The 12,142-nt window shown below is 69.2% G+C and carries 11 protein-coding genes; 2 read left to right on the top strand and 9 right to left on the bottom strand.

What is annotated here, in order from left to right:
* Positions 1-17: 17 nt before the first annotated feature.
* The 3 genes from ACT2FV_RS25080 to ACT2FV_RS25070 form a co-directional block, all read right to left on the bottom strand.
* Complete coding sequence (locus ACT2FV_RS25080; protein WP_444505025.1) at positions 18-1,184, bottom strand: acyl-CoA dehydrogenase family protein; 1,167 nt, start codon at positions 1,182-1,184, stop codon at positions 18-20.
* A 104-nt stretch (positions 1,185-1,288) separates the two neighbouring features.
* Positions 1,289-2,590 carry a CitMHS family transporter gene (locus ACT2FV_RS25075; protein ID WP_151050732.1) on the bottom strand — a complete coding sequence of 434 codons (1,302 nt, stop codon included), beginning with the start codon at positions 2,588-2,590 and terminating at the stop codon, positions 1,289-1,291.
* A 102-nt stretch (positions 2,591-2,692) separates the two neighbouring features.
* Positions 2,693-3,859 carry a CaiB/BaiF CoA transferase family protein gene (locus ACT2FV_RS25070; protein ID WP_124626195.1) on the bottom strand — a complete coding sequence of 389 codons (1,167 nt, stop codon included), beginning with the start codon at positions 3,857-3,859 and terminating at the stop codon, positions 2,693-2,695.
* Between the two features lie 270 nt (positions 3,860-4,129).
* Here ACT2FV_RS25070 and ACT2FV_RS25065 point away from each other — a divergent pair, with 270 nt between their 5' ends.
* Positions 4,130-4,375 carry a hypothetical protein gene (locus ACT2FV_RS25065; protein WP_059606767.1) on the top strand — a complete coding sequence of 82 codons (246 nt, stop codon included), beginning with the start codon at positions 4,130-4,132 and terminating at the stop codon, positions 4,373-4,375.
* 160 nt (positions 4,376-4,535) lie between these two features.
* The gene (locus ACT2FV_RS25060) at positions 4,536-4,964 is read left to right on the top strand and encodes an NUDIX hydrolase (protein ID WP_124626193.1); all 429 of its coding nucleotides are present in this window, start codon (positions 4,536-4,538) and stop codon (positions 4,962-4,964) included.
* A gap of 15 nt (positions 4,965-4,979) precedes the next feature.
* Here the strand turns inward: ACT2FV_RS25060 and ACT2FV_RS25055 are convergent, their stop codons facing one another.
* The 6 genes from ACT2FV_RS25055 to cobN all read right to left on the bottom strand — a co-directional run bounded on the left by ACT2FV_RS25055 (position 4,980) and on the right by cobN (position 12,141).
* Positions 4,980-5,306, bottom strand: coding sequence for a low molecular weight protein tyrosine phosphatase family protein (locus ACT2FV_RS25055; RefSeq protein WP_444505024.1), 327 nt, complete (start codon positions 5,304-5,306; stop codon positions 4,980-4,982).
* A gap of 36 nt (positions 5,307-5,342) precedes the next feature.
* Positions 5,343-5,915 carry a DUF1993 domain-containing protein gene (locus tag ACT2FV_RS25050; RefSeq protein ID WP_444505023.1) on the bottom strand — a complete coding sequence of 191 codons (573 nt, stop codon included), beginning with the start codon at positions 5,913-5,915 and terminating at the stop codon, positions 5,343-5,345.
* A 120-nt stretch (positions 5,916-6,035) separates the two neighbouring features.
* Positions 6,036-6,488 (bottom strand): YaiI/YqxD family protein, encoded by a 453-nt coding sequence (locus ACT2FV_RS25045; protein ID WP_151050735.1) that lies wholly within the window; start codon positions 6,486-6,488, stop codon positions 6,036-6,038.
* 75 nt (positions 6,489-6,563) lie between these two features.
* Positions 6,564-7,172 carry a vWA domain-containing protein gene (locus ACT2FV_RS25040; RefSeq protein WP_174907842.1) on the bottom strand — a complete coding sequence of 203 codons (609 nt, stop codon included), beginning with the start codon at positions 7,170-7,172 and terminating at the stop codon, positions 6,564-6,566.
* 68 nt (positions 7,173-7,240) lie between these two features.
* Entirely contained in the window at positions 7,241-8,329 is a 1,089-nt protein-coding gene (locus ACT2FV_RS25035) for an ATP-binding protein (protein ID WP_444505022.1), read from the bottom strand.
* Positions 8,326-12,141: a cobaltochelatase subunit CobN gene (gene cobN, locus ACT2FV_RS25030; protein WP_444505021.1), complete on the bottom strand. Its 3,816-nt coding sequence runs from the start codon at positions 12,139-12,141 to the stop codon at positions 8,326-8,328. The genes ACT2FV_RS25035 and cobN overlap by 4 nt, the downstream gene beginning before the upstream one ends.
* Position 12,142 lies beyond the last annotated feature (1 nt).

Here is a 12,142-nt window from a genome sequence, read left to right as displayed (position 1 = left end):
GGGCGGGCCGCCGCGCGTCAGTACGACTTCGGCAGCCCGAGCGCCTTCTCCGCGATGTAGCACAGGATCAGTTGCGGACTCACGGGCGCGAGCCTCGGAATCATACACTCGCGCAGGTAGCGCTCGACGTGGTATTCCTTCGCATAGCCCATCCCGCCGTGCGTCGCGATCGCCGTCTGGCACGCCTGGAACGCGGCTTCCGCGCCGAGGTACTTCGCGGCGTTCGCCTCCGCGCCGCACGACTGCCCCGCGTCGTACCGCGTCGCGGCTTTCATCACCATCAGCCACGCGGCCTCGAGCTGCATCCATGCCTGCGCGAGCGGATGCTGGATCGACTGGTTCTGCCCGATCGGCCGGCCGAATACGACGCGTTCGCACGCATACTGCGTTGCGCGCCGCAGCGCGGCCTGACCGAGGCCGATCGCCTCGGCGGCGATCAGGATCCGCTCGGGGTTCAACCCGTGCAGCAGGTAGCGGAAACCGTCGCCCTCGTTGCCGATCAGGTCGTCGCGCGGCACGCGCAGGTTGTCGATGAACAGCATGTTCGAATCGACGGCCTTGCGGCCCATTTTCTCGATCTCGCGCACCTCGACGCGCGAACGGTCGAGGTCAGTGTAGAAGAGGCTCAGGCCGTCGGTTGGCTTCGCGACCTGGTCGAGCGGCGTCGTGCGCGCGATGATCAGCATCTTGTTCGCGACCTGCGCGGTCGAGATCCAGATCTTGCGGCCGCTCAGCACGTAGTGGTCGCCGTCGCGACGCGCCTGCGTGGCCAGATGCGTCGTGTCGAGTCCGGCATCGGGCTCGGTCACCGCGAAGCAGGCCTTGTCGCGTCCGGCGATCAGCGGCGGCAGGAAGCGCGCCTTCTGCGCGTCGTTGCCGAACACCTGCACCGGGTTCAGCCCGAAGATGTTCATGTGGACGGCCGATGCGCCCGACAGGCCGGCACCCGACGCGCTGATCGTGCGCATCATGAGCGCAGCCTCGGTCATCCCGAGCCCGGCGCCGCCGTGGGCCGGGTCCATCGCGATGCCGAGCCAGCCGGCCTCGGCGAGCGCCGCGTGAAAGTCGGACGGAAACCCGCCCGCGCGATCGCGTTCGAGCCAGTAGTCGTCGCCGAAGCGCTCGCAGATTTTCTCGATCGCGCTTTCGATCGCGCGCTGGTCGTCGGTCAGGTCGAACTGCATGGATTGCCCTCCAGGAAAACGTGAGCGGCGCGCCGCGCGCGAGACAACGCCGGGTTTCGGAGCGGCCTTCTTGGTGGAGGCCGGCGCGACGGATACGCGGACGCTCACAACGGAAACACGCCCGTCGCGACCGCGGCGAAGACCATCAGCACGGTGGCGGCGAACAGGAACGGAATCGTGAATTTCTGGTGCTCGGCCAGCTCGACGCCGGTCAGGCCGACGATCAGGAACGTCGCTGGCGTGAGCGGACTGACCGGAAAACCGGTCGTCATCTGGCCGAGCAGCGCGGCCTGCGCCATCTGGATCGGCGGCACGCCGAGCAGCTTCGCGCTTTCCGCGAGCACCGGCAGCACGCCGAAGTAGAACGAGTCGGGATCGAACAGCAGGCTGAGCGGCATCGACAGCAGGCCGAGCACGAACGGCATGTGGCGCGCATGCTCGACCGGAACGTGCGCGACGACGACCTCGGCCATTGCCTTGAGCATCCCGGTGCCCGACATGATCCCGGTGAATGCGCCGGCCGCGAGCAGCACGCTCGCCATCATCAGCGCGGCCTTCGCATGCGCGTCGATCCGCTCGCGCTGCGCCTGCACGTCCGGATAGTTGATGACGAGCGCGGCCACCGTGCCGAGCATGAACATCACCATCGGGTCGATGATGCCCGACACCAGCGTGCCGAGCACGACGAGCGTCAGCGCCAGATTGATCCGGAAACGGCCGGGCCGGCGCAGCGCGCGTTCGGCGTCGGTCAGCTCGCGCGGCGCGATCGCGAGCGATGCCGCGCCGGCGCGATCGAGCCCGAGCCGCTTCGCCTCGCGCACGCCGAGGACGTAGGCGGTGCCGAACACGAACGCGAGCCCGACGATCTGCACCGGGATCATCGGCATGAAGATTGCCGAACCGGGAATGTGCAAGGCCGCCGACGCGCGCAGCATCGGCCCGACCCACGGCAGGAAGTTGACACCGGCCGCCATCGACGCGACGCACGCGAGGATCCGCCGGTCCATGCCGAGCCGTGTGTAGAGCGGCATCATCGCGGGCAGCGTGACGAGAAACGTGACGGCACCCGAGCCGTCCAGATGGATCAGCAGCGCGAGCAGCGCCGAGCCCGTCACGATGCGCGGCGGATGGCAGCCGATCACGCGCAGTACGCCCGCGATGATCGGGTCGAGCATCCCCGCATCGGTGAGGATACCGAAAAAAAGAATCGCAAAAACGAACATCCCGGCGATGGGGCCGATATTCTGCACGCCGTGCACGATGAACTTGCCGGTCGAGAGTCCGAAGCCGGCCGCGAGCGACGCGGCCACCGGCACGACGATCAGCGCGACGAGCGGCGACAGCCGCTTCGTGATGATCAGGCCGAACAGCGCGACGATCGTGGTCGCGCCGATCCATGCGAGCATGATGTGTCTCCTCTTGCAGCGGCGCGTGTCCGGTGCGACGCGGTGTGATGTGCGAAAGGGGCGCGGGCGTGCGGTGCCGCACGCCGCCGGCCGCGATGCGGGTCAGTTGCGACGCGGGCCGTTGTCGTCGCGTGCGTCGTCGGCAAACACCTGCGCCGCGTGTTCGTTCAGCGCGGGCGGCGGCCGCCGGTACGTGGCCGGCGTGCGGCCGAGCTTGATCGGCGACGCGATGCCGCGATGCCGACCCAGTTCGACCTTCATCTGGCGATGCGCGACGTGCGGATGGTCGAGCGCCGCGTCGAGCCCGAGCACGGGCGCGCACGGCACGCCGCGGCGCATCAGCTGCTCGGCCAGTGCCGCGCCGTCGTGTTCGGCCAGTGCCGTTTCGAGCAGCGCGCGCAATGCGGCGCGGTTCGCGCTGCGCGCGCGGTTGTCGACGAAGCGCGGATCGTCGGGCCACTCGCGCGTGCCGAGGACGTCGCACAGCGCGGCGAACTGCCCGTTGTTGCCGACCGCGAGAAAGATGTCGACGCTCGCGGTCGGAAAGCTGTCGTAAGGCGTGATGTTCGGATGCGCGTTGCCGGTGCGCACCGGGGCCCGCCCCGAATGGAAGAAGTTCGGCGTATGCGGATGCAGGATCGACAGCGCGCAGTCGAACAGCGTCGATTCGACGAATTGGCCGCGCCCGCTCGCATCGCGTTCGCGAAGCGCCATCAGCACGCCGAGCGCCGCGTTCAGCCCGGTGACGAGATCGACGATTGGCACGCCGACGCGCAGCGGCGCCCCGCCCGCCTCGCCGTTCACGCTCATCAGCCCGGCCAGTGCCTGCACGGCCGCGTCGTAGCCGGGCAGCCCGCCGAGCGGGCCGTCCGCACCGAAGCCCGACACGCGGCAATGGACGAGACGCGGAAAGCGTGCGTGCAGCGTATCGAAGCCGAGGCCCCAGCGCTCCATCGTGCCGATCTTGAAGTTTTCGACCAGCGCGTCGGCGTGCTCGAGCAGGCCGAGCAGCCGCTCGCGATCCTCCGGCTTCGTCAGGTCGAGCGCGATGCCGAGCTTGTTGCGGTTCACGCCGAGGAAATACGACGCGGTGTCGCCGTCGAACGGCGGCCCCCAGGTGCGGGTCTCGTCGCCCGACGGCGGTTCGACCTTGATCACCTCCGCGCCGTGGTCGGCGAGAATCTGCGTCGCGTACGGGCCGCCCAGCACCCGCGACAGATCGATGATGCGCAACCCCGCCAACGCGCCCTGCTGCTCCAGCTCCGCCATGCGTCTCGCTCCTGCTCCCGGTTGATCGGACCGTCTGTTCCGTCGTGCCGACAGCGGCGGCACGGGTTCCCGGACTCGAACGATAATTCCTGTATGTGAATTTATATTCACACTCGGGAATTTTATTGTCAAGCCGGATATGCCCGGCAGCCGTGTGAAGAACGCGGCCGCCCGCAAGTGGGGACGACACCGAACGCAGGCCGGTTGCGGCGCCGGGCCGCGGTTCGTTAAGCTGGCGCAAGGTGCTCACTGAGTAAAGGCGGACCTTTCATGAAACACATGCTGCTCGCGGCCATCATGCTGGCGTCGACGCTGGGCGTCGCCCGCGCGCAAACCCAGACCTTCCATTTTGGCGAGGGACAATCACAGCCGCGAGCCGCCGCGCCGACGGCACGGCCCGCGCCCACGCGCCCGCACGTGACGCCGCCACCGCATCAGCACCGGCGTGCGATCCACAAGCGGCGTCGTGGGCGGTCCGGGAAGCCGGCACGCACGGGGCTCTACACGCACGCGTGATGCGATGCGCGTTGCGCGCGACAACGCACGGAACTGTCACGAATGCCCGGTATGATCGGCGCGGCGGCTTGCATGCCGTCGTGCCCGACGATCGGGCGACAGGCCGGCAACGCCGGTCGACCTACATTTCCTCCACGATTCAGCACCTGTTTTGCCGAACATGAATATCGGGCCGGATACCGTCGCCAGCATCAAGGAACGCGCCACGATCGTGTGCCGCCAGCGCAGCAGCGTGCTGCTGGTCGCCCGCACCGCGGCGCGCTGGTCGCTGCCGGGCGGCACGATCCGGCGCGGCGAGACGCCGCTGGAGGCCGCGCATCGGGAACTGGCGGAGGAAACGCGGCTGGAGGGGCTCGCGCTCGACTATGCGGTGCAGTTCGGCGGCCTCACGAAGCTCCATCACGTGTTCGTGGCCGACGTGCCGAAACACCTGACGCCGCGCGCGAGCAACGAGATTGCGCGCTGCAAGTGGTTCGACGTCGAACAGCTCGAGACGCTGCGCGCCAGCGTGCCGACCCGCAAGATCATCGAACTGCTGCACCTCGACCGCTTTCCCGCGCTCGCGGACGGGCGGCTCCGCGAGCGCTGAACCGGCCCGCGCGGCTCAGGTGCGCAGCATCGGACCGGCCTTGCGCTCGAGCAGCGCGACCAGTTCGGGCTGCATGTACGCGTAGCGGTCGGGAATGTCGAGGCAGACGATCTTCTTGTGCTTCAGCCGGATGCCGAATCGCGCGGACAGCTTCGCCTTGTGTGCACGCTCCATCACGAACACGATCTCGGCCCATTCGAGTTGCTCGGCGGACAAGCGCGTCTGCGCGTCGGGCGCGAGGCCCGCGGAGTCGGTTTCGACGCCCGGCCACGCGGCGAACACCGCGTCGGCCGTGGGGCTGCGCAGCCGGTTGCGGCTACAGATGAACAGGGCCCGTGTCATGCCGGTGCACGGCGGCCGGATTGTCCGCTCAACCGTTCAACCCTGCGGAATCGTGCCGGGCCGCACGTAGGCCAGCATATGCGGCACGTAGTCGGCCTTGCCGAGCTCGACGCCGTGATGGCGCAGGATCGCGTACGCGGCGATCGCGTGAAAGTAGAACTGCGGCAGCGCCCAGTCGCGCGCGTACTGTTCGCCCGTCATGTCGAACGCGATGCCGTTCGGCAGTTCGAGCGCGATCGGCCGCGCGGCTCCGCCATCGAGTGCGTCGGGCGCGAGTTCGCCGAGGAATGCGATCGTGCCGGCGACGATCCCTTGCGCGTCGCTCAGCGTGCCGGGCTGCGCGTCGGCATGCCAGCCGGCTTCCCGCAACGCCAGCAGCGCGTCCGGCAGCGCTTCGCCGCGCAGACGATAGACCGGTTCCATTGCCTGGAAGCACGAAAACCTCACCTGGGCGGCGAGCGGATACATGTCGGGCGCGAGCTTGAGCGTCAGCAATGCATCGGGCGCGCTGCCCTCGGCCTGCCGGTGCGCGGCGGCCTTGTCGAGCCACGCGGATTGCGCGCGCAGCATCTGGGTGAAGGTCGGAACGAGAAGTTGGGTCGGTGACATCCATGCTCTCCGATGAGGCGTTCGCGCCACGACATCAATGTCGGGGCAACTCCGTATTCTGCCGTAGCCGACGCTTCGACGCGAAACCGGTGACGTATCGCACGATCGACACCTGGTATGTCACGGTTTGCCGTGGCGTGCCAGGAACCGATCGAATTGCGACGCGAACGTCTTGCCGTCGCGTACGCTGAACGGGGCCGGGCCGCCTGTATCGATGCCCGCGCTGCGCAGCTGTTCCATCATCGAGCGCGTCGACAGCCGTTCCTCGATGTTCTCGCGGCTGAACCAGTTGCCGCGCGGGTCGAGCGCATGCGCGCCCTTGTCGAGGACGGCGGCTGCCAGCGGGATGTCGGCGGTGATGACGAGATCGCCGGCTTCCGCGAGTTCGACGATCCGCGCATCGGCCACGTCGAAGCCGGCCGGCACCTGCAGCGCCTTGATGAACGGAGACGGCGGCGTGCGCAGGAACTGGTTCGCGACCAGCGTCACGCAGATCTCGGCACGACGCGCGGCGCGAAACAGCATGTCCTTGATGACGGCGGGACAGGCGTCGGCATCGACGAGTACTTGCATGGCAGGCATTCCGGTGGGGAGAAAAGGCGATCATAGCGCAGCGCCGGCGATCGCCACGCACGGCTGACCATGCGATCAGCCGGCCGGCCCGGGGCACAGTGATGCGGCCGTCATCCATTGCGCGTCCCATGCATCGGCGAGCCGCCTGCCCTGCCCGATTCGCACGGCCGCGTCGTCGAAGTCGACGAACATGACGTGATCGGCGGCCGCCGGTCTCGACGGCGTTTCGCGCGTGCGGCCGTCGGACAGTACCCATAGCCAGCGCTGCCGGTCCGGCGTACGCCGTGCGACGCCCGCGAGCAATTGCGCGGCGGCCGCGATGCCGTCGGCAAGCGGCGTGCCGCCGCCGCCGTCCACCGGTTCGAGCCAGCGCGCATTCCACCAGCGCGGCACGGCCGGGCCGAACCGCTTCGCGGCGCCGTTGCCGCCGAAGCAGATCAGCGCGGTTTCCACGCGGTCGCGCGCGGCCTGATCGAAGTACGCGACGATCAGGCCTTTCGCGAGCGCGAGCCGATCGTGCGACAGCATCGACGCAGAACAGTCGAGCACGAAACAATGGAGTGCGCGCGGTGTGCCGGCCCGCTTGCGGAAACGCAAATGGTCGGCGTGCAGCGGGTCACCGCGCTTCGCGGCGAGCGTCGCCGGCCATGCAACGGCCGTGCCGGCACGCACCGTGCCCGGCACGCGCGCGGCAGCGCCTGGTTGCCATCGAGGACCGCGAACGGCGTTCGCGGCGGCGTCGGCTCGATGGCTCAGCGTTTTTTTAACGGCAGTGGCACCACGCTCTTCACGTCACGCAGTCCGACCGGCTCGGGCGGCAGGTAGCCCCAGTCGCCTTGCGCCGCAGTCGCGTCATTTCGGGCCGCGCCTGGTGGAGGCTCGGGCTGCCGGTGCATATCCGGCGGCATATCGTCGTCGCGATTGCCGCCGGTCTCTGCATTCGACTGCGTCGCGCCCGACGACGGCGGCGTACCCGCATGACGCCGATGCCGCAGCACCGCGTCGGCCACACGTTCGACGTGCGACACCGTCACCGCGTCGGCCTGCTCCAGCGCCGCGAGCGCGCGCGCGGCGCGCAGCATCACGAGGTCGGCGCGCAGGCCGTCGACGGCCGCGTCGATGCACAGCGCGCTGACGCGCGCATGAACCGCATCGTCGAAATCCAGCGCCGACAACCGTGCCCGCGCCGCGTGGATCCGGTCGCCGAGTTCGCGCTGCGCGGCCGCGTGACGTGCACGAAACGCTTCCGGGTCGAGATCGAACGCGAGGCGCGCCTTCACGATCCGCTCGCGCTGCGCGGCATCGAAGCAGTTCTCGAGCTCGACCATCAGCCCGAAGCGGTCGAGCAGTTGCGGGCGCAGTTCGCCTTCTTCGGGATTCATCGTGCCGACCAGCACGAAGCGCGCGTCGTGCGCATGCGACACGCCATCGCGCTCGACCACGTTCACGCCGCTCGCGGCGACGTCGAGCAGCGTATCGACGAGCCCGTCGGCGAGCAGGTTCACCTCGTCGACGTACAGCACGCCACGATGCGCGCGCGCGAGCAGGCCCGGCCGGAAGCGCACGCCGTTTTCAGCGAGCGCATGTGCGAGATCGAGCGTGCCCGTGACCTGTTCGTCGCTCGCCGACAGCGGCAGCGTGACGAATGCCCCTTCAGGCAGCAGTTCGGCGAGCGCGCGTGCGGCGGTCGATTTCGCGGTGCCGCGCGGCCCGCTGACGAGCACGCCGCCGAGCGACGGGTCGATCGCCGCGAGCAGCAGCGCCTGCTGCAGCGGTTGCTGCGCGACCAGCGCCGCGAACGGGAATACCGCGCGGGCGCGATGCGTCGTCGGATCGGTCATCGCCGTCCTCCTTCCTGAAATTGTTCGCTGTCGAGCCAGACCGCTTCGATCCGCTCGCGATAGTCGCCCGGCTGCTGCCACAGCCCCCGCTGCATCGCTTCGACGAAGCGTTCGCAGATCCCGTGCAGCGCCTTCGGGTTGTGCCGTTCGAGGAACGCGCGCGTGTCGCCGTCGAACAGGTACGCGTCGGCGACGAGCGCGTACTGGTGGTCCGACAGCACGCGCGCGGTCGCGTCGTAGCCGTACAGGTAGTCGACGGTCGCGGCCATTTCGGCCGCGCCCTTGTAGCCATGGCGTTTCACGCCGTCGAGCCATTTCGGATTGACGACGCGCGAACGGATCACGCGCGCGATTTCCTCGCGCAACGTGCGCATCTTCGGCGCGACCGGGTTCGCATGGTCGCCGTGGTAGATGCTCGGCTGCTGCCCCGACAGGTGCCGCACGGCTGCCGTCATCCCGCCCTGGAACTGGTAGTAGTCGTTCGAATCGAGGATGTCGTGTTCGCGGCTGTCCTGGTTCTGCACGACGACGTCGATCGTCGCGAGCCGTTCGCCGAACACGTCGGGCGCGGCGTCGCCGGCGCTGTTCTGCGCGTACGCATGGCCGCCCCACTGGCGGTACGCATCGGCGAGATCGGCGTCGGTCTGCCAGCGGCGCTGGTCGATCAGGTCCTGCAGGCCCGCGCCGTAGCTGCCCGGCCGCGCGCCGAACACGCGCCAGCCGGCACGACGCCGCGCTTCGTCCGGCGCCACGCCCTGCTCGATCCATTTCGCGCGTTCGCGTTCGACGCGCGCGCGGATCGGGTTCAGTGCCTCGGGCTCGTCGAGCGCGGCAACGGCCTGCACGGCCGCGTCGAACAGGTGCATCAGGTTCGGGAAGGCGTCGCGGAAGAAGCCCGACACGCGCAGCGTCACGTCGATGCGCGGCCGGTCGAAGATCTCGATCGGCAGGATCTCGAAGTCGGTCACGCGATGGCTGCCATGCGCCCATTTCGGCCGCACGCCGAGGAGCGCGAACGCCTGCGCGATGTCGTCGCCGCCGGTGCGCATCGTGGCCGTCCCCCAGACCGACAGCCCGATCGCGCGCGGATAGTCGCCGTGATCCTGCAGATGGCGTTCGATCAGCTGCTGCGCGGATTTCAGTCCGAGCGACCAGGCGGCCTGCGTCGGCACCGCGCGCGTATCGACCGAATAGAAGTTGCGGCCCGTCGGCAGCACGTCGGGCCGGCCGCGCGACGGCGAGCCGCTCGGCCCCGGCGGCACGAAGCAGCCGTCGAGCCCGCGCAGCAGCTGGCGCAGTTCCTCGCCGCCGCATGCGTCGAGTGCGGGCAGCAGCGTCGAGCGCACGCGTTCGAGCACGGCGCGCGTGTGCGGCCAGTCGCCGGGCGGCGTTGGGTCCGCATCGGCGCCGGTCGCGCCGGAAACAGTCACGCACAGGCCGTCGAGCCAATGCTGCGCGAGCCGTTCGAGCCGCTCGCGGGTGTCGCCGGCATGGCGCCACGGCGACGCGTCGAGCGCTTGCAGAACGGCCGGCCGCGGGCCCGTCCACGGTGCGGCCCAGTCGGCCGCGAGCGGATCGAAATCGTCGCCGAGCGCGAGATCACGTGCGAGCGCGCCGATCAGCCCCGCGCGTTCGCCCTTGCCGTCGCCGACCGGAAAACGTGCGAGCGCGAGCAGTGTGTCCCGTCGCTGACGGTCGGTGGGGGACACCCCGAACACGTGCAGCCCGTCGCGAATCTGTGCTTCCTTCAATTCGCACAGCCACGCGTCGACGCGCGTCAGCAGCGCATCCTCGTCGCCCGCATCGCGCGGCGGCGACACGCTCAGTTCGTCGTGCAGCCGGTGTTCGGCGATCGTCGCGAGGATCGTCTTGCGCAGCAGCTTCGCGCGGCGCGCGTCGACCATCAGCGCTTCGTAGTATTCGTCGACCTGCCGTTCGAGATCCTGCAGCGGGCCGTAGTTTTCCGCGCGCGTGAGCGGCGGCATCAGGTGATCGATGATCACGGCCTGCGCGCGGCGCTTCGCCTGGCTGCCCTCGCCCGGATCGTTGACGATGAACGGATACAGATGCGGCAGCGGCCCGAGCGTCAGGTCGGGCCAGCACGCGTCGGACAGCGCGACGCTCTTGCCCGGCAGCCATTCGAGGTTGCCGTGCTTGCCGAGGTGGATGACCGCGTCGATGCCGAACGCATCGCGCAGCCAGAAGTAGAACGCGAGATACGCGTGCGGCGGCACGAGATCCGCATCGTGGTAGCTCGCATAGTCGTTCTCGCCGCGCGAGCGCGACGGCTGGATGCCGACGAACACGTTGCCCGCGCGCCAGCCGGCAATCGTGAAGCGCCCCTGCCGCAGCGTCGGGTCTGCTTCGGGCGGGCCCCAGCGTGCGTTCAGCGCGTCGCGCACGGCGGCCGGCAGACGCGAGAAACGCGCGACGTAATCGGCCAGCGCGAAGCTCTGGAATGCGGGGCGCAACGCATGCACGGCCGGGTCGTTGGTGACGCCTTCGGTGAGTCGCGCAATCAGCGCGTCGCCATCGGCCGGCAGGTCGGCCACGGCATAGCCGGCATCGCGCAGCGCCGCCAGCACATGCAGTGCCGACGCCGGCGTGTCGAGCCCGACGCCGTTGCCGATCCGCCCTTCGCTTTGCGGATAGTTCGCGAGGATCAGCGCGATGCGCTTGTCGGCATTGTCGAGCGTGCGCAGCCGGCACCAGCCGCGCGCGAGCGCCGCGACGAACGCGATGCGTTCGGCGTCCGGCTGGTAGCGCACGACGTCGACTTCGGTGTGCGGACAACGATATGCCAGCCCCTTGAAGCTCACCGCGCGCGTGACGATGCGCCCGTCGACCTCGGGCAACGCGATGTGCATCGCGATGTCGCGCGCATGCAGCCCCTGGTTGTCGGCCACCCACGCGTCGCGGTTTCCGCCGGACAGGATCACCTGCAGCACCGGTGCATCGCCGGCGAGCACGTCGGGCTCGGGGCTGTCGATCGCGCCGGCCGCGAAAGCGGTGGTGTTCAGCACGAGCGCGACATCGTGCGTGTCGCACAGCTGCGTGATGACCTCGCGACTCACCGCATCCTTCAATGATGTGACCGCGATCGGCAACGGATTGAGCCCCTCGCGCACGAGCGCATCGGCCAGCGCGTCGAACACCGCGGTGTTCGCGGCCTGCCAGTGCGCGCGATAGAACAGGATCGCGACGACGGGTGCGCCGGGCGTCCAGTGCGCCCGCCAGTCGTCGACGCTCGCCGGGTCGCGCGCCGGGTGATACAGCGCGGCGGCCGGCAGCGGGCGCGGCAGCTCGGGCTCGTCGCCGAATCCGAGCGTATGGAACGCGATGCTGCGCAGCAAGGCCTCGGCGTTGTGCCTTCCGCCTTCGCGCAGATAGCGCCACCACCGCCGGCACAGGTCGGGGGCGACCGTGCTCTTCGCGACGAGGTTCGGGTCTTCCTGCAGATCGCCCGAGAACATCGCCAGCTGCTGCTTCCGTTTCGACGCGAGCGACACGGCCTGCTCGATCCCGTACGGCCAGTATGCTTCGCCGCCCAGATGATCGATCACGACCGTCTTCGCGTGACGCAGCACGTCGTCGACATAGAAATCGATCGACGCCGGCTGCCGCAGGAACGTGACGTTCGCAAGCCGCACGCTCGGAAAGCCGGCAGGCAGTTTCGGCACGACGCTGGCCAGCAGCGACAGCGTCGTGTCGGCCGAGCTCAGGATCACGATGTCGGCCGGCTGCTGGTCGATCCGGACGACGCCCTGCGTATCGTCGACGAAGCCGCCCGGCGTGGTGCGCAGCAGATGCATC

Origin of the sequence: Burkholderia sp. PR2 (genome assembly GCF_052372875.1) — a bacterium.
Taxonomy (GTDB): Bacteria; Pseudomonadota; Gammaproteobacteria; order Burkholderiales; family Burkholderiaceae; genus Burkholderia; species Burkholderia diffusa.
Note: the sequence above shows the minus strand (reverse complement) of the source record. Positions and strands in the feature narration are given on the sequence as shown.